Below are 25,466 nucleotides of genomic sequence, written 5' to 3' on the forward strand. Positions count from 1 at the left end.
GTGTCCGGAGATCGGACACCTTTTTTATTTTAATTATTAGCCATCCAGCCCGCTGGAGGTACTCCTTTTAAATAGTAGTCAAACCAGTTTTTGACACGGAAATAAAGATCTTCTTGATAGGTCTGATCTGTGAGGACATGTTCTTGTCCGGGATAAACAATAAGAGTACTTTTTTTATGCAACCTCCACAACGCAGTTTGCAGTTTCGTACTATTTGACCAGTCTACGGACTTATCCTCATTCCCAGTCCATATTAGTAAAGGGGTATTGATGTTTTGAACGCTCCCAATAGGAGAATTTTTTAAAAATTCCTCGGAGTAAAATGGAGCTTGTATTCGGAATTGCTGGTTTTCAAAACGCCAAATATTTGATTGCCCATAGCCACCAGATGACAAATAGAAGCTTAGTAAGTCCGTTGCCGGAGCGCCCGCTACAGCAGTTTTAAAGATATTAGTATGACCGATAATATAAGTTGTTTCTACGCCGCCATAAGAATGTCCTATCAGTCCTATATTGTTTTTGTCTACCGAGCCCATTTCTATAACTTTAGCTACTGCTGCCTCCACACAATTAAGTGCCGAATTTCCGGGCTCGTTTAACTTGTATGCTAAGTCTGGCATCAGTACAAAATACTCTTCTGTCGTGAAGTTGGTTGGATTAAAACCATTGATTAATTTCAAAGAGGGTGCTACGTAATTATATACCTCATCCGATTTTTTTTGGTAAATGTTTACGATCATTGGATATTTCCTTCCCGGAACATAATCTGCAGGATAAAATAGTGCCCCTTTTAATGGCTTTCCATCGGCATTTAGGTAATGAATCAATTCTGATTTTCCCCAAAAAAAGTCTTTTTGTTGCCCATTGGCTTGTGCTATTTGTTTTTCTTTTCCGGAAGCGGTCAGCAGTATTAGTTTTGGAGAAACATCAAATCGACTTTCCATAAACTGAAACACAGGACTGTTTTTTGCCTTTTGAAGCGCAAACAACTTCATGTCCTTGCGAATCAATTCTTTTATTCCTGATGATTTATTCCAAATGGAGTAGGTTTGTTGCAGTGTAGTATTGTCCATAGTTTCAAGTAATAATCCCTCTTTGTCAGTATATGATTTTGCCATGAAGCCATAAAAATTATTTCGAACCAAGCGCTGAATTTGGCCGTCATAAATACGATAAGTGATTTGTCTTTTTCTGCCGTCCGTTATTTTCTCTTTTTTACTGCCATCATTTGTCATCAGCCAAATATCAAACTGGTCGTAGAGAATGATTTTTTCATCATTTGAAGTCCAACCGGGAAGATCATAAGGAGGAATGGCACCAGCCTGATCGCACTCTACATCATAAAAAGGAATGTTCATTTTAGCAGTAATACAATTGCTTTTTCCCGTGGCAATATTGTATACCCACCAATTGTTTAATTTAAAATAAGCTACATATTTTCCAGAGGGGGAGACCACTGTGTGCTTAAATTCGTTGATTATTTTTTTTACAATCAATTTTTTATTCCCTGTTTTTAAATCTTTCAGATAGAGATCGATGTACTCTCCCACATATTCAAATTGGGGAAGGTATTCGATAGTGTTATATACTAGCGCATTTTTTTGGTCACCAGTTAGCACGGCATTCGGATGCTGGTCATCTTCTACAGCTACAATTTTATTGTTTTCTGGCCACCAGACGGACCATTTTTCTATACTTACCCACGGTTTTTCTTCTTTTTTTGGTGGTGGTACTTGTTTGTCATTGGCGTTCCAAATGCTAATTTCGGATAGTTTTTTCTGGGTCTCCGTTTGTACTATTTCTTTTTCATTCGCTACGGCACGGATGTTTAAGAACAATTGTTTGCTGTCGTCAGAGAGGTAGAGTTTTGATAGGGGTATCCAACAGTCTTTTGGAAAGGAAGCTGTTGTCAATGGATCAAGTATTTTACTTTTCGGTGTGCTATCCATTTTGGAGCAGAAATGAACTTTGTTGCAGCTTAATTCTGGATTTTCATTTTTGTATTCTTCAAAGAAAGCTAATGCCTTTCCGGATTTGTTCCATGCTAAGCCCGAGTAGCTGTTTTGGGAGTTCGCTGCGATTGTTGTTGCTCGAAGTGTGTTGGAAAGATCAATTGTTTTTACTGTTTTCAATCCTTTTTCCTCGGTAATAATTGCCAACATATTGCCGTTTGGGTTTAGGTTTTTTTCCTTTACGTTTTCAATGGTGGTTGTTATAAAGGTTTTCAGATTATGAAACGTAAATGTTTTCAAAGCTTCGTTGTACAATAGCACGTATCGGCTATCTGGTGTAAAGGTACCTTGGGAAAGCCCTTCAAATCGACGCATTTTTCCAGTATGTAGGTTTAAAAGGTTTAGACTATCATTTTTTATAAACGAAAACCAATTGCTATTGGGCGTAAAAGTTTCACCATGTCCTGATGGAAAACTGTACTTGAAGTTGGTTGTCGTATTCTTCAGATAGAGCGTGTCTTTATCATCCGCATGACTGATGGTGTAGGATATCCAACTGCCATCGTCCGCTAATTTACCGGATGCTAACGTATTCCATAATTTATAGTCATCAGGGGTCAATTTCCGTTTTTGTTGTGAATGACACTTTAGTGGCAATATTTGCAATACAATAAAGAGTAGTGTAATCGTATTTATTCTGTATAGTAGTTTCATAATTGTTGTTTTTCCTCTTCCCGGCCCTCTCCTAGAAGAGGGAGCGAAGAATGAATTGGATTCAAGATTGTCTAGTATTAAAAATTTACGCTCAATGCCTTTTTTGGTTCATTTCATTTTAAAAAACCTGAGATGTTGGAACAAAAAAATATTTCGTATTCGATTCCGTTCGGGATGACTTGTAAGAGCTTACCGTTTTTAATAACCATACTTTAGGAATTGCTTTAGTATCCGGGATTTTGCGGAAGCAGATTACTGTTCAACAAAAGTTCCGTTTCTGGCAATGGCCATAATATGTCTGTTGTATTCCAGCCTGGTTTTATAGCTGATAATACTGGATTAGATTGCCCGCTTCTTTTGAGGTCAAACCAGCGTTGGCCTTGTTCGGTGAACAGTTCCACACGGCGCTCTTGCAATATTGCTTCCAGAATTTCTTGCTTTGTGTTGGCAGTGGTATTTGCCAGACCCGCACGATTCCTGATTTTGTTGAGGTCTTCTTTTGCCCCAATGCTGTTTCCCTGTTGTGCTCGGGCTTCTGCCCGGATTAAATACACTTCTTCCAAGCGGAACAAAATGGAATATTCGGCAGAGGAGCCTGTATTATTATTTTGCTTGTATTTATTAGGGTAATACCAGTTTTGGGTTCCATCAGAAACAGTACCTATCCAATGGTTTTTTCTCTGGTCTCCTGTTTCAAATGCATTACTCAAATCCACAGTTAAGGCTCTGTTGGGAGGGGGACCGGATGCAAAGATGAAATTTTGCCCTTCTAAAGTATTTTGTCCATCTCCTTGTGGTTTTAGTTGCCAGAGTGTGCTTGTACCGTTTTTTAGAAAAACCTTATCCAAGTCATCTTGTAATGCGTATGTTGCAGTATTGTTGATCACTAAATTGGATGCTATTTCTGCTGCTTCCCAGTTGCTAGCATACAGCTGTACTCTTGCAAGGAAAGCTTCGGCTACAGTTCGATTGGGGCGTACCCGCTCTCCACCGATGTAATTTGCCGGTAGCAGTGTTTCTGCTGTTTTCAGATCAGTAATTAGCAATGGGTACAGTATTTCTTGGCTCAATTTTTTTGCTTTAGCGTTGACTTGATAGGCGGTTGAGGTGATATATGGGATTTCTCCAAAGAGGTTCAGTAGATAAAAGTGGATGTACGATCGCACAAACAGAGCTTCTCCCTTTAATTGATTTTTATCGTTCTGTGAAATTCCCGTCGACCTGTCAACGCCTTCCAGTACTGCATTGGCAGCAAATACTAAATTGTAGCTGTCGTTCCAGGTGCCCGTAACTGTTGTATTGGAAGGCAATAGGTTGTTTTTAAAAAAAGCTTCTTCGGGAAGACTGCCGTTACTGTAATAAGCCAGTTCATCCCCGTAACTTCCCAGTAGGATTGAAAGTCCATTCAAATCTCCTGTCACCAGAACATTGTTCCGAAGTCTCCCATAGATGTTTACTAAAGCCGCTTCAGCAGTGGCCTTATCCTGAAAAACGCTTTCGCCGGTAAGCTGTGAGTCAGGCACATCTACATCGACAAAACTCTCACAACTGGAAAAGAATATGGTCAACGTTATAAAGAAACTTATAAGCCATAGTATTTCAACTATATTGATAAAATTATTTCGTATGAATTTCATGTTATTTTGTTTTTAAGTTTAAAAATTCAATTGTATTCCCATAGTCAACACACGCAAAGGAGGCAGGCTGCCTTGCGATTGATTTTCCGGATCAGGTCCTTTGAAACTGGTTATCGTGAGCAAATTTTGACCCTGCAAATACAGACGGCATCGGCCTATTTTTGACCAGGAGTCAGGAAGGGTATAGCTTATCGAAAGGTTTTTTAGCCTTATAAAAGAGGCGTCAGTGAAGACCGCATCACTGCTGCTGTAATTGTAAAATGCATTTACGACATCATTATTAAAGCCAGCAGTATATTGCTGAAATGCACTGGTGTCGCCTGGCTGTTGCCAGCGATCCAGTACTGCAACGGGTTGGTTATTTCCAACACCCGGAAGCACCCCTGTGTAATTGAAGTTGATTCCCAACTGCTTCACGAATTGAAAAAGAAAATCCAACTGCCAATTTTTATAGGTCAGGCTGTTTTGTAGCCCACCAAAGAAATTAGGATTGGTGTGGACTATATTCTGACGGTCCTCTGGTGCTGTTATGGCTCCGTCATGATTGTAATCTTCAAATTGATATATTCCTGTTTGCGGATTTATACCCGTGAAATGGTATACTTTTCGGATGTCCAGCGGCTGGCCTATTTCATACTGATTAGCATAAGTAGAGGCAGCTAATCCAGGAAACGCGATTAATTTATTACGGGCTATTGTAGCGTTAGCCATAGTGCTCCATTTGAATTGCCTGTTCTGGAAATTCACGGTTCTCAATTCCAGTTCCCAGCCTGTATTTTCCACAGTGGCGTTTAGATTGGCTTGGATAGAAGTGAATCCTGTTGTGCCGGGCAACGGAATGCCTACCAGCTGGTTCGAAGAGCAATTGCTATAGTACGCCGTGCTAAGAAGAACACGGTCCTTTAAAAAGCCCGTTTCTAAAGCTACTTCCAGTTTTTTATTGGTTTCCCAGCTAAAATCAGGATTATACAAACGGGTGGGCTGCAGGCCGGTGATGCCTTGATAACTTATCCCCGAAGAACTGTAGGTATTTAAAAACTGGTAGTCACCTATTTGGTCGTTTCCCGTGGTTCCGTAGCTGGCTCTTAACTTCCCGAAACTTAAGAAGGGGAGGGCTTCGTCGATAAAGTCTTCTTTGCCAAACAACCAAGCAGCGCCTACAGCACCAAAATTAGCAAAGTGCTTATCCGCGCCAAAACGACTGGAACCATCCCGACGTCCGGTTAGGTTAAGGATGTATTTTTGCTGCAAGTTGTAATTTACACGTCCAAAAACAGCATTGTAACGATAGGTGCTGTTGTCGTTGTTGAGTATGGCTATATGGGCAGCCGAAGCAATGTTGGTTAGCAGACTATTGCTGGAAAAACCGGAAGCATAGAGGGCCTGTTGTTCTCTGGTCTGCTCTTGAAAAGTGGCTCCTGCCAGTATTTTGAATGTGCCCAAGCCCACTTCTTGTTGGTAGGTCAGTTGGGGTTCGATGCTCCAGGACTGTTTTTTGGCTTGGTTCAATAGGAAATAGGATGCAGAACTGTTGAGACCCCAAGCTGGATTGTAGACCGTTGAAGGGGATTTTTTAGACTCTTCTAAGCGGTTGTCTGTAAACCCTAAAGTAGTTTTTACCTCTAAGCCAGGCATGATTTTATAGCCGATGGCACTGCTTGCTGTAAGATTGTTGGTTTTGGCGAGGTATTTCTCCTCTAAAAGACGCAGCGGGTTATCCCAGGTCGAGTTCTCCCAATTCAGATTGCCATTTGGATCATATAATTCAGGTGCATTGGGGGACAGGACACTTGCTTCCCGTGTAAGATCTGTACCCAACAGGTTGTTTTTATCAGCCACATAGTTACCGGAAAGACTGATGCTGAATTTATTATTGTCGGCGATATGGTTGATATTGAAATGGAGGGCAGTTTTGCCATAGGCGAAATTACCTGGGAATACGGTCGTTTCTTTGAACCTTGTTCCGCGTATGAGGAACTGTGTATTGCTGGTACCACCAGAAACGGCGGTCTCGATATTTTGGGTCAATGCTGTTCCGCCAATGAGTTCTTTTTGCCAATTGGTGTATCGGTTTTGATCCCAAGTCCCGTTGATATCATAAGCCCAATCAGGGTATTGGGTGAAGCCATCATTAGCAAATGCCTCCCTGCGCATTTCGAGATATTGAGGTGTATTCATTAAATTCAGCGTTCGGGTGACTTTACCTGTTCCGCTGTAGGCATTCAGTGTAAACGTTGTTTTACCTGATTTTCCTTTTTTGGTGGTAATGAGGACGACACCATTTGCACCACGAGAACCATATATGGCTGTGGCATCGGCATCTTTTAGGATTTCTATGTTTTCTATATCGGAAGGATTGATGCCATTGAGGGGGTTAATACCCGCAGCAGAAAGGATTGTACTGGAAAGGAGAGTATTGCCTAAATTTTCTGATGCGTACGGCATACCATCAATAATATATAATGGGTTATTTCCATCTGTTCTTAAGCTGTTTTTTCCCCGAATTTGAATGTCGAAACCGCCACCCGGAACACCTGTGGTCTGGGTGATATTGACACCAGGCATGCGACCCTGCATCACCGCCAGCACATTAGTAACGGGTTGCTTTTCTATGGCTGCTGCTGTTATTTTTGCAATACTTCCCGTGCGTTCACTTTCTTTTACGGAATAGTAACCGGTATTGACCAGTACTTCTTTTAGGGTTGTTGCATCTTCTTTTAGTTGGATGTTGATTGTTTCCCGTCCGTCTATTTGCACCAGGACTGTTTTGAATCCCATAAAAGAGAAAACTAACGTATCGTCAGGTGATGCTGCAATTGTGTATTGCCCGTAGTAATCCGAGATGGTTGTTGTAAGTTTCCCTTTTACGGAAATGGTTACTCCTGGTAAGGAGTTATTTCCATCGGTTATAGTGCCTTTTATTTGCGTTAGTAGTATTAGGGGCTGGTTTTGCCTCAATACCTTGTTGGCTATAGCAGGGGTACAGAAGAAGTACAGGCCAAAAATAAGCGAATACCAAAGTGCTCCTAAGCCATTGTTTAATGAAATAATTTTCATAATATTTGTTTAGTTAAATGAAACGTTAGTTTTGTTAGCGATGGTCCTCTATTCGTCCGCCAAGAAGAGTTAGAGGGCCTTTTTTTTGTTTTACTTAGGAAGATCTATTTCGGTGAAACAATGGCAACTATAAAGCCACAGGCACATCGTTACTATAAAAAGTATAATTATTCCTATTTGTATTTGTTTGTAGTATTTCATAGGCATTTTTTTTATTTACTGGTTAAGGGTTAAAGGTTATGAGTTGCTGTTGCGGCTAAATAACCTGCACCTTTTATTAACAAATTCAAATTAAATTAACTAGGTGTTTTATTCAAAGGACCTTTCGGTGCAGGTGTCTTTTATTTAGTCTTAAAGTCGAAAGTCATAAAGTCTGGGGTTGTGTCTTTATTTAGTCATAGGCGTTTTTTTTTAAGTTTTCAGTCTTAGTTTTTAGTTGAGCATAGGAATCTTGCGCCAGTTACGAAAAGGGCGTTTTCCTAACTGGGATTTTGTGGTTTAGTGATTGGAACCACCGCTAAGGTTTAGCTTAGGCTGTTATAGAGATGTGTTTTATTTTATTCATAGGCATGCGGGTTTTAGCGTGTTAAACTGCTGCGAGACTATGAAAAATGAAGAAGCGGTGCTAAGAATATAAGCGGTGTGTTGTGCCTAGAGAATAAAAAAATGGCGCAGAACTCAGCTTACTGCCTTTGAGGTACTGGTATACCGAGGAACAATAAGTGAGCCCACGCCATGGGGCGTGAGCATCTTACTTATCCACTCGTTCCTAATTAAAAATTACCAGTTTTCAAAAGCGAGATTCAAAGCGAATGCTTCAATATTATTATATGAAGAATCGCAAATATATGTATTCAAAAGCAAATATAATAAAAAAATATGACGCCACACATATATGTGTGGGATTAATATTTTTTTATAACGCAAATTTATCCTGTGATAAAAGAAGAACAAAATAAAGTGCTAATTACACTTGGAGCTACCATAAGGAGAATTAGAGAAGAAACAACAGATTTTTCTCAATTCAAGTTAGCTATTGAAATAGGTATGTCAGAAAATCAGATTAGAAGAATCGAAAGAGGTCAAAGTAATCCAACAGTTAAAACTCTTACCAAAATAGCGGAAGCTTTAAAAGTAGATATTAAGATACTATTTGAGTAATATAGTAGTTAAAGATATAAAAAAAGATGCTCATCTTTTTTTATTGAAAAAATGCTAATCGTAATATTCAATTCCCTCACTGCATAGTAGCTAATTTGATTTCATTTAATAATTCTAGATTTGAACTATACCCTTAAATAATATTGACTTATGGAATGGTGTTAAATGGGACTTACTTTCTATAAACAAGCAAAAAAGAATAATGTAATCATATAAATTTACTCACGGAATTTCACTTAAATTGTAAACACTTGGAACTAATTGATATTTCAAAATGGCCTTCAGGAAATCAAAGATTCGTTCCTATTGGGAAGAGAATTAAAAAGGTTGTATTACATCCTGTAACTTTTGATTTATTTTATTTCAAGGAACCAAAGGAAAAATATCCATGGGAGTTTTGGAATGAAATTATTGCTTTTAAGATCGGTCAAGAATTTGGATTTAATGTGCTCGAATATCAACCTGCTATATTAGATGGGCTTGGAGGTTGTTTGTCACCCTCAATGACCACTGGGTTCACTGAAGAATTAATGCATGGCCAACAACTTTTGATAAGGATTTTACCTGAATTTGAAACCAAAAAAGGAACAGATCATACTTTTCAATTAGTAGAAGAATATTTTAAATCAGATAGTACATATACATTACTTTTAGATGATTTTATTGAAATGCTTGTTTTTGACAGTATCATTGGGAATCGAGATCGTCATCAGCAAAACTGGGCTCTTATAAGAGAAATTAGTTTTAAAAAATCAAAGCAAAGGTATCTTGGTTTTAGCAAAAAAATAGATTTGTCTTTAGAGGTTACTGGGCGTTTTTCACCTTTATTTGATAATGGGAATTGTTTGGCCTATAATGTAATAGACGATAAGATTGATAATTTTTTAGAAGATGGTAAAATACTTGAAAAATATTTATTTGGTGAGAAAGCAGTATCTCATGTTAAATGGTTTGGTGAATCAATGCCACATATTGAGTTATTAAAACGTATAGTTGAAAAATATCCAATACCAATAGGGAATGCAATTTCTCGGGTCAGGGAAAAATATAATGAAAACATAATTACAGACATTGTAAATAACATTGATAATGGTGTTATATTTGCAAATAAAATATACAACTTGACTCCAAAAAGGAAAGAGTTAGTTGTTAAGTTACTAAAATTAAGAATTGAGAAGCTTTTGAATGACTTCTAATATATGATACTAAAAAAAATTTATTTAAGTTGGCGACAAGGTAAAGGGAAAAGTCGTTTTTTAGTTGGAGTTTTAACACGAGAAACTCCTACAGGGGATACTATTGTGTTTAAATATCAGAAAGAGGAGGTAAAAAAAGCAGCAACAGAAGGGTTTTTAAATTATCCGGAATTTCCGGATTTAGATAAAGAATACAGTACTAATTTAAAAACAGCACTAAGTTTAAGGCTTATGCCTAAAACAAGAGCTGACAGGTATGATTATCTTTCTTTTTGGAATGCAAATTTAGAAGGTCTTGACTGGTTTGATGAATTAGGAATTACACAGGGAGAATTAGCTACCGATACATTTGAATTTTTAGCAGAATTTCCTAAAAAACATAATGGAATAGGTATTAATTTTGTTTCAAATATTGCAGCATTAACTCATTTTAATTTAAAAAATGATTGTGTCGAAATAGGAGATAAACTTAGATTTGAGCTTGATCCAGAAAATAAGTTTGATAAAAATGCGGTAAAAATTTTTAAAGGGAATAATTGTCTAGGCTTCGTTAAAAAAGGACATAATTTATTTTTTCATAAAGTTAAGAATGAAGAAGTTGAAATTAATGTAAGTAACTTAGAAAAAAACGGAAAAATGAATCAGATTTATTTTTCCATTAAAGTGTTATAATTAATTCAAATCACGCTATAAAACAGAAAAGATACCTTGCTTAAGGTATCTTTTCTGTTTTATAGCGATACGAAATACTTATCAATTCGGGATTAATAGTTGTCAATAAAGGAGTTTCTGTTGTTGAGATAATAGCCAAGTTGCTGTACTGTCTATATTTGATATATGAAATGGTATGAGATAATAGGGGGAGTTGTCGTGTGGTTTTTAGGTCTTTATTTGAGAGGGAGATTTTATGAATGTATGAGAACCAAGCATCTCAATGATAGTTGCAAGAGAAAGAAATGAAAGATGCTTTGATGGTGTCTTTTTTATAGCCTTACAATTAGGAATTTAGTGTTAAACTACTTGAAGTTACATCTAAGTAAATTGGAAATGCTTCTAATAAATAGCAATTCCTTGGATGATTTGTAAGAAAAAATAAATATATTTAACAATAGATAAAGTCTTGTAGAACACAATAAAAGATAAGTACTAAACTTTTATACTTTTTTAAAATGACAGATAATGAGCGCTTTTTTACAGCCTATAATTTTCTAAAAGGAAAGGGACATATTAGGACATATGCTGACCTCGCTGAAGTACTTGGTATTGATAAGGCAGAGCTAAATGATTTAAAAAATGAAAAACAGAAAGTTTCTATTGACAATCTTAGAAGTTTCATAAAAACATACCCCGAGATATCTTTGAATTGGTTGGTTTTAGAAGAGGGTAGTATAGAAATTAAAAAAAATAATATCCCTAGTTTTAATGTAAAAACAGAACTTTTAATATTGCAAAAAGAAAAAATTGAAGAACTGGAAAAAGAAATCATAGAACTGAAAATACATCCAAAAAATCGCGATTCCATATAAATAGTGACTGATTCAGTAGTAAATTAGCTAAAATAAACATTATATTGTTAGTTATTAATGTTTTAATAATTAGTAAAAGTAATTTAAAGATGCTAACATGTTTTTTTTTTTTGGCTTTTCAACTAGATGTCAATTCGTGATTATTACTTGTCAATAAAGGAGTAAGCTACTTTATGATGAGAGTTAAATTCTTGTACCTTTCTATATCTGAAGTATGGAATGGTATAAAATAATAGGATTTAATTTGTTTTGGTTTTTAGGTCTTTGCCTGAGAAGGAAGATTTATGAGTTTAGAAGGGATTATAATAAAAATAGTAGGTGGAGGCGTAAAAGAGATAAAATATACAGAGCATGAAATGCCCCCAAAAAGAATTTAACTTTTTTGGGGCTTTTTTATTAGTAGAAAAATCAAGTATGATATTGACTTAAGGACTCGCTATTTATTGCACTAACCGAAGAATTTTATTTTTATCCCTCCCGAAGCTTCAGGACTAAACGGAGTCGAAAATCCAGAACCTATATGCTGTATATGAGGATTACTAAATTAAGGTAAAAACAGAGGTATACACTTCGAATGTATCAATATTGTCGATTGATTGTTAATTATTGCTATTATTTATAAAGGAATAGTATATTCGCTGAAAAACAACTCTTATTGACAAGTGGGCTTCGCCTTACTACTGTTAGTTAGAGTCGCGAAGCGTGCCCGGAAGTTTCGTTTTTTATGGTGGATATGATTCTTTGCAGTAATTAAATACAAGATTTTACTTCAAAATAAAGACAATACGACGTCATTTTTTTTGGGAAATAAAAAGTACAAATTATTTATATTTGCTTCGAAATCAAAGCATTTAACGACATGTTTGATAAGACAAAACCAAAACTAGGATTTTAGCATAAACCAATGAACCAACCCGAACATACCAATACCACGTGGCTGTTTGAAATAACACCAAAAAATAAATTCTTTTCACTTAACCTCAAAGAAGTTTGGCAATATCGTGATCTGCTAATGCTTTTTGTAAAGAGAGATGTAGTTACCGTTTATAAACAAACCGTTTTAGGACCACTTTGGTACCTGATACAACCTTTGTTTACCTCGATTACCTTTACCATTATTTTTAACAATTTGGCGGGAATTGATACTGGAACAGTACCTCCGTTTTTGTTTAATTTGGCGGGAATCACGGTTTGGAATTACTTTACGGCTTGTCTTACGGGAACCTCAAATACTTTTGGTGCTAATGCGGGTATTTTTGGTAAAGTATATTTCCCGCGATTGATTGTGCCTATTTCCATCGTTATCTCTAATTTGATTAAATTTGGAATTCAGTTTCTGATATTTATAGCGTTTTATGTTTTCTATTATCTAAAAGGAGCTACTGTTGGACTTAATGGTTCTGTGGTGTTCTTCCCATTGTTAATTGTACTGATGGGTGTTTTAGGATTAGGATTGGGAATGTTTATCTCATCGTTGGTGACTAAATACAGGGATTTTAGTAATTTGATTGGTTTTGGTGTACAATTGTTGATGTATTTGTCGGCAGTGATGTATCCTATGGCTTTGATCAAAGAAAAATTGCCTTCCTATGGCTGGTTAGTGCAATACAATCCATTGGCTTATATAATAGAAACTGCCCGTTATATGTTATTGGATGTAGGACAAATTTCCATTTGGGGATTGGGTTATACGTTTTTAGTAACAGTTATTGTATTCTTTGTGGGTGTGTTGATTTTTAATAAGACGGAGAAGAGTTTTATAGATACGGTTTAGAATTTTAGAAAACGGAGATAAATAACACTAAAATGACAAGTATGACTTTATATAATAGGAATAATTATATTCTTACTGATTCACCTCTAAAAAAAGATCTTTTAAAATTATTCAAAACGGATGATAAATTAACAATTTTAGATATTGGAGGCTGCGAAGGAGAGGAGTCTATTAGATACTCGAGAATTTTTCCTTTTTCTTCTATTTATATATTTGAGCCATTACCTGAAAATCAGAAACTTATTACTGGGAACTTAGAGAAATATAAAGTCGAAAACGTAATACTGATGCCTGTAGCAGTTTCGGATGAAAAAGGGATCTCAGAGTTTCACGTGTCTTCAGGGCATCCAGATCATGAATCAAACGAATTAGATTGGAATTTTGGTAATAAGTCCAGCTCACTACTTTCCCCTGAAAAGGAGAATAATCAAAAATGGTTGTTTTTTGATAAACAAATAAACGTAAATACGTTAACACTGCATTCCTTTTTTGTAGAAAACAAAATAGATGAAGTTGATTTTGTACACATGGATGTTCAAGGCGCTGAATTAAAGGTTTTAATGGGGGCAAAAGACTGTATGAAAAAGATAAAGGCTATTTGGCTTGAAGTTGCAGATATTGAATTGTATAATGGCCAGCCTTTAAGAGTGGATATTGAGAATTTTATGAATTATAATGGGTTCTATTTAGTTAAATCAGAAATTGAAGGTCAAGTTGGCGATCAGTTTTATTTGAATAAGAATTATTTTAAAACATTTTCTATCTTTTCGAAGTCGATACATTTTCATTTTAAAAAAGGAAATTGATAAGGTTTCCTGCATTACATAATAATTAAGAACTAAATTGAGATAGAGGAATATGTTATTAAGTAAAATAAAACGTAAATTCATTGCGAAATTTTTTAGTTCTAAAGATGGCAATAACAAGAAAATCTCATATTCACAAAGTGGAGAAGATTTAATTGTCAAATTTATTTTTGATAATTTGGGTATTCAGAAACCAACTTACATTGACATTGGTGCTCATCATCCTTATTTTATTAGCAATACAGCTTTATTTTATATGAATGGTTGCAGAGGAATTAATATAGAACCAGATCCAACTCTATTTAAGGAATTTTTAAAACATAGAAAAGAAGATATAAATCTGAACATTGGTATTAGTGATTGTAATTGTGAATTAGATTTTTATATTATCTCTTCACCTACTTTGAATACATTTTCAAAAGAAGAAGCAGATAAGTATTCCTTACAAGGTAATTATGTAATAAAAAGTATTGAAAAAATTAAAGTTGAGACATTAGCGGATGTTTTAAAAAATTTTTCAAATGGTATTTTTCCGCAATTTTTAAGTTTAGATGCTGAAGGTGTTGATGAGATTATTATTAGAGAATTAGACTTTGAAAATAATTATCCTATTGTTATTTGTATTGAAACAATTTCTTTTTCTACCAGTGGAAATGGAATAAAAAATTTAAAACTAATAGACTATATCGTTAATAAAGGTTATATGTTATATGCGGATACTCATATTAATACAATATTTGTAAGAAAGGAAAATTGGCAGAAAAACTAACATCCAAACTGTGTTATGCTGTTCGACAGGTAGTTGTGAAAAGCTTATTATATAGACCAATAGTTTGAAATGATAAATTTAATTGTTAATAGAATAAATATAAAATAAGGAATAAGGTGATATGTTTTCATTATTTTAACTCTAAAAATTTTTCAAATGAATTTAAAACAGACCATAAAAAAATATATTTTCAAAAAAAATAGTCAACCTATAATCGTTGGGACTTTAAATGAGAGTACAAGGATTAACTGGCTTGAGGAAGCTTTAAAAAAAATTCCTGCAGGTTTTAAAATATTAGATGCGGGTGCAGGGGAACAACAATTTAAGGAATTTTGTAAACATCTTCAATATGTTTCACAAGACTTTGCACAATATAAGCCAGAAAATTTAAATTCAGGATTGCAAATGGTAAAGTGGGATTATGGTCACCTTGATATTATTTCTGATATTGCCTCTATTCCAAGAGAGGATGAGTCTTTTGATGCCGTAATGTGTACTGAGGTTTTTGAGCATATTGTTAATCCACGAGAGGCAATAAAAGAATTTTCACGACTTCTGAAAAGTGATGGTTATCTAATTATAACAGCGCCATTTTGTAGTTTAACTCATTTTGCACCATATCATTTTTATTCTGGATTTAATAGATTTTTTTATGAAGAAGAGTTAGAAAAAAATGGTTTTAAGACTATTGAAATAATTCCTAACGGAAATTATTTTGAGTATTTAGCTCAAGAGGTAAATAGATTACCGCATATGGCTAAAAAGTATAGTAATAAAAAGTTTAATAAAACCCAAACTAATGGAATTATTAAGTTAAAGGCATTACTTCAGAATTTATCGGATACTGATTCTAATTCATCAGAGCTGTTATGTTTTGGGTATCATGTTATAGCAAGAAAAAAATGATTATCATTCAACTTCAAGGAGGTCTTGGAAACCAAATGTTTCAATTTGCATTTGCAAGTGTTCTTGCAAAAAATAATAAAGCATTAGTTTTAATAGATAAGAAGCTCTTTAAATTAAATGGAACAAGAGATGTTTGCACTCCTAGAAATTTTGAGCTAGCTATTTTTAATAACGCATATAATGAGGCTTCTAGCCCGAATATAATTTCATTTCATCATTTGACGAATCTAAATAAGCTAAAAAGAAAATGTAGTCTAAATTATCCTAAAATATATATCGAACCTTATTTTGGATTTTATAAAAAAGCTTTAGATTTAAGATCTCCAGTCTATATAAATGGTTACTTTCAGAGTTATAAATATTTTATTGGAAATGAAAAATTTATAAAAAAGATATTTTCATTTCCCATAGAAGAATTAGACTTGCAAAATAAAAATATATTATCCATTATTGAAAAATCTAATACAATTTCGGTACATATTAGGAGAGGAGATTATGTGAATGATAAAATCACGCAACAATTTCATGGTAATTGTGCTTTAGGTTATTATTTGGATGCGATTTCATTATTAGCTTCTCAATACAAAACATTTACATTACTATTCTTTTCGGATGATAGTGATTGGGTAAAGGAACAATTTGAGTATTTACCTTATCCGAAATTATTTATAGATCATAATAAAAATGAAAATAGTTGGAAGGATATGTGTTTAATGAGTTTTTGTAGTCATAATATTATAGCTAACAGTACTTTTAGTTGGTGGGCTGCTTGGTTGAATGATAACCCCACCAAAGTAGTAATTGCACCAAAGCTTTGGTTTGCAAATGTCGAAAAAAAGGCTAATGATTTAATACCTCCCGAATGGATTCTTATTTAAATTCTCCGCCCAAAATAACTGTATTGATGCCAGTTTACAACTGTCAATTGTATATAAATGAAGCTATTAATAGTATTTTAAATCAAACTGAAAAGGATTTTGAGTTTATAATAATAGATGATGCATCAACAGACAAAACCGTTTCTATTATAAAAAAATTTAATGATTCTCGTATTCAGTTAATTCAAAAACCGATAAATACGGGGCTTTCGAATAGTTTAAATTTGGGGTTACAATTAGCTAAAGGTAAATATATAGCTAGAATGGATGGAGACGATATTAGCCTTTCGCTACGTTTTGCAAAGCAAGTTGCTTTTTTAGAAGCGAATCAGAATGTCATAGTATGTGGGACATGGTTTAGTATCATTGGGTCGAATAGAATTATAAAACTACCAGAGGATCATGACGCTATTAAATTAGCATTTTTAAAAGGAAATTGTATGGCACACCCTTCTGTAATGATGAGAAGGCGATCATTAGATGAGTTGCATATTGTTTATGATGTTTTAAAAGAACCTGCAGAAGATTATGATTTATGGGTTAGGTTGATATCGAAAGGAATTTTCCGTAATTTACAGGAAGTTTTACTGCATTATCGCATCCACAATAGTCAGGTTTCTAAAAAAAATGGTGCTAAACAAAAACAAAGTGTGTTTGAAACAAAACGCAACCTATTTAATTTATTAGAACTGGAATTATTGTCGGATGAGCGTATTGTTTTAAATAAGGTTTTAAATAACGGGCTGGATATTAATTATAATGATATTAATGTTTTTAAAAAGGTACAAATAAAATTATTAAAATCAAATACTAAAGCTTTATATGAACCAATAGGTTTTAAAAAAGAGATGTTAAATTTGGAAAAAATAGTAATTAATAGTTATTTCTTAAAAAGAAATAATTTTGTACCTAAAACATATTTTGAATATCTTAAAATTAAATATTCACTTCATTTTAAATTAGACATCAAAAGTGAAATTAAATTAGCTCTAAAATCACTAATTTTTTATAAATCATAAGATTTTTTAAAAATATGTTCGTTTATACAAAGATCTAAAAAAGGATCAAAAGAGAAAGAGCTGTTGAACTACAGATTTTTTTAAGTACGTACAATAATTATGAGTAAAGACATTATATTAAAAGCCGAAAATATATCCAAACAGTACCGCTTGGGGCAGGTAGGCACTGGTACATTGAGTCATGATTTGAACCGGTGGTGGCATCAGATACGTGGTAAAGAAAACCCATACTTAAAAATAGGAGATAGCAATAACCGAAGTACTAAAGGTACGAGTGATTATGTATGGGCTTTACAAGATATTAATTTTGATCTAATGCATGGGGAGGTTTTGGGGATTATTGGGAAAAATGGTGCAGGAAAATCTACTTTGTTAAAAATATTGTCTAAAGTCACTGCTCCCACAACCGGAAGCATCAAGTCCAGAGGACGAATTGCCTCTTTACTTGAAGTAGGAACAGGATTTAATCCAGAACTGACAGGTAGAGAAAATGTTTATCTTAATGGCGCTATCCTAGGCATGACCAAAAAAGAAGTTACTTCAAAACTGGACGAAATTATTGATTTTTCAGGATGCGAACGTTATATTGACACCCCTGTAAAGCGTTATAGTAGCGGAATGACAGTGCGATTGGCATTTGCAGTTGCCGCTTTTCTTGAGCCAGAAATATTGGTAATAGATGAGGTTTTAGCAGTAGGGGATGATGAATTCCAGAAAAAAGCCATCGGAAAGATGCAAGATATATCCCGAACGAATGGCAGAACAGTAATATTCGTAAGCCACAATATGGCAGCAGTAAGAAAATTATGCTCTAGATGTATAGTTTTAAATAATGGATGTTCCGTATTCAGTGGTAGCACAAATGCCGCAATTGATTTTTATATTAATCAGCAAAATAAATTAACTTATTTGAATCCGGTCATTAACAAAATTAAAGAATATAGTAAAGGACCAAAAATTTTGCAATGTGAATTGACAAATATAAAAGGCATACATAAAAGTTTTTTCTCTGCTGGCGAAATTATTAGCTTGGATTTAATTATACAACCGGATCTAGAAGAAACTCGTCAATATGCCGCAGTTTGGTTTATTTATAACAGTTTTGATGAACAATTTGCTATTTGTTCAAGCGGTAAGATGAATAATATATATTATCCAAAACAAACGACTTTAATAAATTGTAAAATAGACTCGGCCGGTTTGTTACCCGGGGATTATTCAATACGTTTTGTATTACATGTTCCAGGCGATGATAATTTTGAAGATTGGCAAAGTGCTATTAATTTTAATATTCTTAGTCATGATGTAAATAATACAGGTTTTGAATATACATCAATTTGGTCACCAAAAACATTTTTAAAATCAGAATGGAGTTAATCAAAAATAAAATTAAAGCAATATTGAATTTTTACGGAATATATAAAACTAAAGAAATTTGGCCAAAAATTTCAGAGAAAGAAAAACTGTTCCTTACTCAAAATATAAAGATAAGATCGTCAATAGAAACCTTAATAGATATTCAAAACAGTATTTCCAACAAAAAAATTGGAGCTTATATGCGATTTGGTGATGGAGATATATTTTTAATGCTTGGAAAAGATGATATATTGCACCAGTCGCATAAAAAAATGGCTAAAGAAATGAGACAAGCTATAAAGTATAAAAGTTATAATATTCATAAAGCTTTTCCATTAAACTCTGAATTGTTTGGTTATGAAGAAGGTATGACTTCCAATATGCATTTGGTTTCTGATGTAGACGCACTCAAATATTTAGCAGTAACAGAGTCTTTTATTGATTTTAAAAATATATATACGCCTGTTGCGTTGCATTATCTAGCTACATTCAATCAAGAAGCCTGTATTGAATTTTTGCGTTTTTTGAAAAATACTAACCCTATTTTTGTGGGTAATAAGAGTCTCAAGCCGGAGGTGTTAAGGAAATTATTTTCAGAAAAGCACATTAAGACACCGGAGGCTAATTCCTATAATGAAATTGACAGAATAGAGAAGGAATTGGTAGCGGAGTTAGATAAAAACAAGAACGTATTTCAAGTAGTAGTAGTAGCGATGGGTTGCCCAGGCCGGATCCTGCAAAAAAGAATTTTAAAGAAAGGGTTCAATGTATATTTGTTTGATTTTGGAAGTTTATTAGATGCATTCAATGATGATAATACCCGCCTGTGGATTGATTTAGCGGGAGGAGCAGTTAAATTAAAAAGCATACTAAACAAGTTGGATTAAAACGTATGAAAGTATTAACAATTATAGTGACTTATAATGGAATGGATTGGATCGATAAATGCTTAAAAAGTATTGTCGGCCAAAGTGAGGTAGTAGTTGTAGATAACAATTCTTCTGATGATACTGTTACTTATATTGAAACAAATTTTCCTTCAGTAAAGTTGTTATCACAAACAACCAATTACGGTTTTGGTATAGCTAATAATATAGGAATAAATTATGCTTTACAAAATGAAGCTGATGCTGTATTTTTATTGAATCAAGATGCTTTTGCACAAACAGATTGTATAAAAAAATTAATTACTGCCTATCAACAAAATTCATATTATGGAATTATATCGCCAATTCATTTAAATGGAAATGGAAGTGCTGTTGATTATAGTTTCCTAAAAATTGTTAGTCCTTTTAATGCGTCGAGTTTAGTTTCAGATCTTATTGTAGGTTGTTACTCAAAGGATATTTATGAAATATACTTTATTAATGCTGCAGCTTGGTTTATTCCGAAAGATGTTTTTTATAAAGTTGGAGGATTTGATCCTTTGTTTTTTTTATATGGGGAGGACGATAATTATTGTCAAAGAGTATTGTTCCATGGTTTTAAAATTGGTATAATACCTAATGCAATTATTTATCATGATAGTAACAATAGTAATTATCAGATAGGAGAAGCAGGTAGTGAAAAATACTTTAGGCAATTTCTGAATAGTGTGTATGTAAAGTATGCAAACATAAATACCGATAATCACAAGCAACTATTTAATTTTAAGGTATATATGTTGAAAAAAGTAATTTTTAAAGTAATTGCTTTTGAAATAGAAAAAGCAAAATCTTTATTTGAAAAATATAGGAAAGTAGATGTTTCTGCGATAAAAAAGAGTGTTATGAGAAATAAAATAAAAGGTTCTAATTACTTAGAAATCTAAATTTTATGAATAAAATTATTTTTAAAATAGAGCAATTTCCTCATTTGTCTGAAACGTTTATTTTGGCACAAATTATTACCGCCATAAAATGCGGCTATGATGTACGATTGTTAATTGGAGAATTATTGGACTTTGAAACTAGTAAACAACTGGATTTAATAAAGAAATATGAAATTGAAGAAAAGATTATAATAGAAGACTATAGGATCCCAAAAAATAAGGGTATAAGATTGCTAAAATGGTTCTTTATTTTAGTTTCAAATTTTAAAAATATTAAACCAATTATTAATTTTCATAAAGAAAACACGAAATTCAGTTTAACTTGGTTATTTCAATGGTTTTATTATAATCAATTTAATGAAGTTGCTATTTTTCATGTTCAATACGGAACCAATTCAAAACCTTTAGATATTCTAAAAAAAACTGGTTTTAAACCTGCATTAGTAGTAACTTTTCATGGACATGATGCTTTTTTCCCTATTAATGGCTTTATTCCTAATAATGGCTATTATAATAATCTATTTGTTAACGGAAATTTAATAACGGCTAATACTCCCTATTTGGCGGATAAAATCATTGAATTAGGATGCCCAAAAGAATTACTTTCAATCATTCCTGTCGGTGTTGATACGGGCTTTTTTTATCCAAATAAAGAGATAAAAATGCATAAAACATTGAAATTGATTACTGTTGGCCGTTTGGACAAAGTAAAAGGACATCATTTTTGTATTGAGGCAGTAGCTCAACTTATTAATAAAGGAATGGATGTTAGTTTGACCATTATTGGGGAAGGGTCGGAGAGGGGAAATCTAGAAAATTTGATCAAACAATATAAATTGCAAGATAAGGTTTTTATGAAAGGAAGGAAGTCCCAAATGGAAGTGCGACAAGAATTATGGGATCATGGTCTGTACTTGTTACCTGCGGTCGCATTGCCAGACGGAAGAAGAGAAACTCAAGGATTAGCAACATTAGAAGCGCAAGCTTGTGGATTACCAGTAATTGCGTTTGATTCTGGAGGTGTAAAGTATACTATTGAAGATGGAGTGTCTGGTTTTGTTTGTAATGAATATGATATTGATTGTATGTTTAATAAAGTTAAATTATTAATAGAAGATACAGAGATGTATGCAAAAATGAGCAATAAAGCAATTATTTTTGCGAATAAAAATTTTGCCCAAAAAATAATAGATCAAAAATGGGGGGGGGTATATAGTAATTTATGCAATGGAAAAAAATAACTTGATATCGATCATTCTTCCAGTGCACAATGGAGAAAAATATTTGTCGCAATCTATAGAAAGTTGTTTGAATCAAACATACAAAAATATTGAGTTAATAATCGTTAATGATTGTTCGACCGATAGTACTTTGGATATTGTCAATCAATATGCAGCGTTAGATGATAGAGTTAGAATCATAAATAATGAAGAAAACAAAAAGCTTCCTGCGAGCTTAAATATAGGTCATAATCAAGCAAGGGGGGGGCTTATTTCTTGGACTAGCGATGATAATATTTATGAATTAGATGCTTTTGAAGAGCTTAATAAATCTCTTTTTGAAAACAATGTTGATATTGTTTATAGCGATATTGCTTTGATAAATAAGGACGGTGAAAAGATAATAGATTTTCATTTTGTAGGTTTTGAAAATATTATTTTTGGAAATTTTATAGGCTCATGCTTCCTTTATAAAAAAGAAGTTTTTGATAGAAATCAAGGATATGATGAAAATTTATTTCTAATAGAAGATTATGATTTTTGGTTGCGTGCAATTATTCATAGTAGCTATTTTCAAGTTAAGAAAATATTATATAATTATAGAAAACACGAAGATAGTTTAACAAGCAAAATAAATAATGATATTGAAGCTGGTGAACTTTTTAGGAATAATATAAAAAAAACCTATAATAATTTTTGTAAAAAAATTTTAGAAAAAGATTATGAAGTAGTTGCAGATTTTTTAACAAATGTTCTGACTCGTCAGGTTGTAAGCTATGAGTGGTTAATAAAACATAATGTAAAAATTAAAAATTTTGAAGAACACTTATTAAAAAACATCAACTTTTCTAACATTAAATTACTTAAAAGAGTATTTTTTAAAAAGAAATTAGAAATCTGGATATTAAACAAATCTCCTGAAAATATTTTTCTACAATCATTATTTTTAATTAAAAATAACTTTTATATAATTGACAAGAATTCTTTTAAAATAATAATTAAATATTCATTTTTCAAATTAAGTAAATGAAACCGAAAATAACGATTATCATGGCGACCTATAATAGAGAGATTTATATTGTAGAAACTTTGAAATCTATAATAAATCAATCTTTTACAAATTGGGAATGTTTGATTATAGATGATGGTGGTACTGATAATACCGTTGCAGTTATTTCACCACTACTGGAAGAGGATAAACGATTTCAATATTTAAAACGTCCTGAAAAATACAAAAAAGGATTACCGGGGACACGTAATTACGGATTGGATTTGGCAAAAGGAGATTATGTTATCTTTTTTGACGATGACGATATTGTTCATCCTTTAAATTTAGAATTGTGCGTGTTGGAATTATCTAGAAATGACGTTTCATTTTGTAGGTATATTCGAAATGTTTTTTATGATGATTTTGATTATCAATTTGATATGTCAAAAGAATACGATACTTTTTTTATTGGTATAAATGATGTTGAAAGATTATTAAATCAAGATTTGCCATTTAATTCTTGCGCTGTTTTATGGAAGAAAGAGTGTTTTACTAATAATCGTTATGTTGAACATCTATTGCATGCGGAAGAATGGGAATTATATTCTAGGATATTGTCAACAGGCATTAAGGGAATTTCAATAGAAAAAAGTTTATTTTTTGCAAGAAAACATTCTAATTCAATGACAGGACAGTATTATAGACTTGATCCTATTAGAACATCTTCAAACGTGGATGCTATTGTATTGGTTCTCAAAAATCTGAAAGAAAAAGGATTGTTTACCCATTCTTTAATTCGTTATTTTGTTACAATATCTTATGGTTTTAAAGAGTATGATTTGTTTAATAAATTCATGAATTTACTAGCATTGACCTTTTTTGAAAAATTTAAATGGCAAGTTTTTTATGCCACCTTCCCTTTAAGATTATCAGCGTATAGAATAAAAAAAGCAATAACATTTAATAAATGAAAATTCTACTCTGTTTTGGTACCAGGCCTGAAGCTATAAAAATGGCGCCATTGTATCATGAACTCCTAAATAATAATTTTGAAGTAAAAGTATGTGTTACGGCGCAACATCGTGAAATGCTGGATCAGGTTTTAGATTTTTTTGGTATTATTCCAGATTATGATTTGAATTTAATGCAACCCAATCAAAGCCTGAATGGTTTGAGTGCGAATATATTATTTAAAATTGATGAAGTGTTTGCAGACGCAAAACCTAATTTAGTTTTAGTGCATGGAGACACTACAACTTCATCTGTAGTAGCTTTGGCAGCTTTTAATTCAGGGATAAAGGTAGGGCATATTGAAGCAGGACTACGAACGTATAATAAACAAGCTCCTTTTCCCGAAGAAGTGAATAGACAAGTCACCAGCAGATTGGCCGATATTCATTTTACACCTACAAATCAGGCTACCAAAAATTTATTAAACGAAGGGATTTCTAACAGTAATATTGTAGAAACGGGCAACACCGTTATAGATTCCTTATTATGGACGATTAATAAAATAGAATCACCAGAATATTTGTATCCGGAAATTGAGTCTTTAAAAAATGTTATCCCAACGAATAAAAAAATAGTTTTAGTAACTGGACACCGCAGAGAAAATTATGGTGATGGTTTTAGAAATTTGTGTAGTGCTCTCCTAACCATTTCGGAAAGAGATGATGTAGCTATCGTATATCCTGTTCATATGAATCCAAATGTAACGGATGTCATTTATGAGGAATTGGATGGTAAAAAAAATATATATCTTATCGCACCTGTTTCCTATCCAGCATTTGTCTGGTTGATGCAACAATCTTATTTGATTGTTACTGATTCAGGAGGAATTCAAGAAGAAGCACCTTCCCTGGGAATACCGGTTTTAGTCACCAGAACCGTTTCGGAAAGACCTGAAGGCCTAGAAGCAGGATTTTCTGAATTAGTAGGAACGGATAAAAATAACATAGTTGAAAGTATCAATTATAAGTTAGATCATTTTAAAATTTTTGAATTACAATTAAATCCTTATGGAAAAGGAGATGCTTGTGATAAAATTGTTAAATACTTAAATATTTTTAAACAAAACAAATTGTGAAATTGCGAATGACAACAAAACAAATTGTGTTAAAAATAATCAAACATTTGCCTTTCTCTTCTTTAAGAGTATTTCTGTTAAGGGAATTATTAGGCTATGCGATCGGTAAAAATGTAAAAATCGGAAAAAGTTATATCAATTGTAATAAGGTTACCATTGGGGATAATGTGTATTTGGCTAACAATAACACTATATTTTGTAACGAATTGCTTATTGGATCTAATACTGTAATTCATTCTGGAAACATAATCCAAGGTGGTGCAAATTTTTCTATTGGGACTAACTCAAGGATTATTAACAATCATTATTTTGATTTATGGAATAACATTCAAATAGGAAATAATACATGGATAGCAGGTAGAAATAGTCAATTTTGGACTCATGGTTCGATTCACACTAAGAACAGTGATAAAGATTTATCAATAACTATTAAAGATGATGTCTACATTGGTTCTTCGTCCTTAATTGCTCCGGGTGTAAAAATCGAATCTATTAATTTAATTGGCTTAGGAAGTGTCGTGACGGGGATTTTTGATGAAAATCAGACTATTATAGCGGGTAATCTCTCACAGGTTGTGAAACGAAATATTGATTGGAGAATAAATTGGTAA

21 protein-coding genes are annotated in these 25,466 nt (G+C 33.1%); 18 read left to right on the forward strand and 3 right to left on the reverse strand.

Translation table 11 applies throughout. The features are described 5' to 3' along the window. Positions 1-29: 29 nt before the first annotated feature. The 3 genes from BUC23_RS11730 to BUC23_RS11740 form a co-directional block, all read right to left on the reverse strand. Positions 30-2,666, reverse strand: a complete 2,637-nt coding sequence (locus tag BUC23_RS11730; protein WP_084538342.1) for a S9 family peptidase — start codon at positions 2,664-2,666, stop codon at positions 30-32. A gap of 224 nt (positions 2,667-2,890) precedes the next feature. Beyond that, positions 2,891-4,303 (reverse strand): RagB/SusD family nutrient uptake outer membrane protein, encoded by a 1,413-nt coding sequence (locus BUC23_RS11735; RefSeq protein ID WP_073209647.1) that lies wholly within the window; start codon positions 4,301-4,303, stop codon positions 2,891-2,893. An 18-nt stretch (positions 4,304-4,321) separates the two neighbouring features. Further along, positions 4,322-7,360: a SusC/RagA family TonB-linked outer membrane protein gene (locus BUC23_RS11740; protein ID WP_073209649.1), complete on the reverse strand. Its 3,039-nt coding sequence runs from the start codon at positions 7,358-7,360 to the stop codon at positions 4,322-4,324. A 936-nt stretch (positions 7,361-8,296) separates the two neighbouring features. Between BUC23_RS11740 and BUC23_RS11745 the strand changes: the two genes are divergently transcribed. The 18 genes from BUC23_RS11745 (at position 8,297) to BUC23_RS11830 (ending at position 25,466) form a co-directional block, all read left to right on the forward strand. Then, positions 8,297-8,521 (forward strand): helix-turn-helix domain-containing protein, encoded by a 225-nt coding sequence (locus BUC23_RS11745; protein ID WP_073209651.1) that lies wholly within the window; start codon positions 8,297-8,299, stop codon positions 8,519-8,521. 251 nt (positions 8,522-8,772) lie between these two features. Next, positions 8,773-9,717 (forward strand): HipA domain-containing protein, encoded by a 945-nt coding sequence (locus BUC23_RS11750; protein ID WP_073209653.1) that lies wholly within the window; start codon positions 8,773-8,775, stop codon positions 9,715-9,717. 3 nt (positions 9,718-9,720) lie between these two features. Continuing rightward, positions 9,721-10,389, forward strand: a complete 669-nt coding sequence (locus tag BUC23_RS11755; protein WP_073209655.1) for a hypothetical protein — start codon at positions 9,721-9,723, stop codon at positions 10,387-10,389. 497 nt (positions 10,390-10,886) lie between these two features. Beyond that, a complete protein-coding gene (locus BUC23_RS11760; protein ID WP_073209657.1) occupies positions 10,887-11,243 on the forward strand; it encodes a helix-turn-helix domain-containing protein in 357 nt (118 codons plus the stop codon). 904 nt (positions 11,244-12,147) lie between these two features. After that, a complete protein-coding gene (locus BUC23_RS11765) occupies positions 12,148-13,017 on the forward strand; it encodes an ABC transporter permease (protein ID WP_073209658.1) in 870 nt (289 codons plus the stop codon). Between the two features lie 41 nt (positions 13,018-13,058). Then, positions 13,059-13,823, forward strand: a complete 765-nt coding sequence (locus BUC23_RS11770; RefSeq protein WP_073209660.1) for an FkbM family methyltransferase — start codon at positions 13,059-13,061, stop codon at positions 13,821-13,823. A 52-nt stretch (positions 13,824-13,875) separates the two neighbouring features. Next, on the forward strand, positions 13,876-14,592 hold the full coding sequence (locus BUC23_RS11775; protein ID WP_073209662.1) for an FkbM family methyltransferase: 717 nt from the start codon (positions 13,876-13,878) through the stop codon (positions 14,590-14,592). Positions 14,593-14,748: 156 nt separating this feature from the next. Next, on the forward strand, positions 14,749-15,498 hold the full coding sequence (locus BUC23_RS11780; RefSeq protein WP_073209664.1) for a class I SAM-dependent methyltransferase: 750 nt from the start codon (positions 14,749-14,751) through the stop codon (positions 15,496-15,498). Continuing rightward, entirely contained in the window at positions 15,495-16,376 is an 882-nt protein-coding gene (locus BUC23_RS11785) for an alpha-1,2-fucosyltransferase (protein WP_084538345.1), read from the forward strand. The genes BUC23_RS11780 and BUC23_RS11785 overlap by 4 nt, the downstream gene beginning before the upstream one ends. Then, positions 16,361-17,395 (forward strand): glycosyltransferase family 2 protein, encoded by a 1,035-nt coding sequence (locus tag BUC23_RS11790; protein ID WP_073209668.1) that lies wholly within the window; start codon positions 16,361-16,363, stop codon positions 17,393-17,395. The genes BUC23_RS11785 and BUC23_RS11790 overlap by 16 nt, the downstream gene beginning before the upstream one ends. 99 nt (positions 17,396-17,494) lie before the next feature. After that, positions 17,495-18,772: an ABC transporter ATP-binding protein gene (locus tag BUC23_RS11795; protein WP_073209670.1), complete on the forward strand. Its 1,278-nt coding sequence runs from the start codon at positions 17,495-17,497 to the stop codon at positions 18,770-18,772. Then, the gene (locus BUC23_RS11800) at positions 18,763-19,638 is read left to right on the forward strand and encodes a GT-D fold domain-containing glycosyltransferase (protein ID WP_139259853.1); all 876 of its coding nucleotides are present in this window, start codon (positions 18,763-18,765) and stop codon (positions 19,636-19,638) included. The genes BUC23_RS11795 and BUC23_RS11800 overlap by 10 nt, the downstream gene beginning before the upstream one ends. 5 nt (positions 19,639-19,643) lie before the next feature. Continuing rightward, complete coding sequence (locus BUC23_RS11805) at positions 19,644-20,561, forward strand: glycosyltransferase family 2 protein (protein WP_073209674.1); 918 nt, start codon at positions 19,644-19,646, stop codon at positions 20,559-20,561. 5 nt (positions 20,562-20,566) lie between these two features. Continuing rightward, the gene (locus tag BUC23_RS11810) at positions 20,567-21,802 is read left to right on the forward strand and encodes a glycosyltransferase (protein ID WP_073209676.1); all 1,236 of its coding nucleotides are present in this window, start codon (positions 20,567-20,569) and stop codon (positions 21,800-21,802) included. Beyond that, positions 21,789-22,811: a glycosyltransferase family 2 protein gene (locus BUC23_RS11815; RefSeq protein ID WP_073209677.1), complete on the forward strand. Its 1,023-nt coding sequence runs from the start codon at positions 21,789-21,791 to the stop codon at positions 22,809-22,811. Before BUC23_RS11810 ends, BUC23_RS11815 begins: the two co-directional genes overlap by 14 nt. Further along, positions 22,808-23,740: a glycosyltransferase family 2 protein gene (locus BUC23_RS11820; RefSeq protein ID WP_073209679.1), complete on the forward strand. Its 933-nt coding sequence runs from the start codon at positions 22,808-22,810 to the stop codon at positions 23,738-23,740. The genes BUC23_RS11815 and BUC23_RS11820 overlap by 4 nt, the downstream gene beginning before the upstream one ends. Next, positions 23,737-24,855: a non-hydrolyzing UDP-N-acetylglucosamine 2-epimerase gene (gene wecB, locus BUC23_RS11825; RefSeq protein ID WP_073209681.1), complete on the forward strand. Its 1,119-nt coding sequence runs from the start codon at positions 23,737-23,739 to the stop codon at positions 24,853-24,855. The genes BUC23_RS11820 and wecB overlap by 4 nt, the downstream gene beginning before the upstream one ends. Positions 24,856-24,863: 8 nt before the next feature. Then, positions 24,864-25,466, forward strand: a complete 603-nt coding sequence (locus BUC23_RS11830; RefSeq protein ID WP_073209683.1) for an acyltransferase — start codon at positions 24,864-24,866, stop codon at positions 25,464-25,466.

Origin of the sequence: Flavobacterium xinjiangense, assembly GCF_900142885.1 — a bacterium.
Lineage (GTDB): Bacteria > Bacteroidota > Bacteroidia > Flavobacteriales > Flavobacteriaceae > Flavobacterium > Flavobacterium xinjiangense.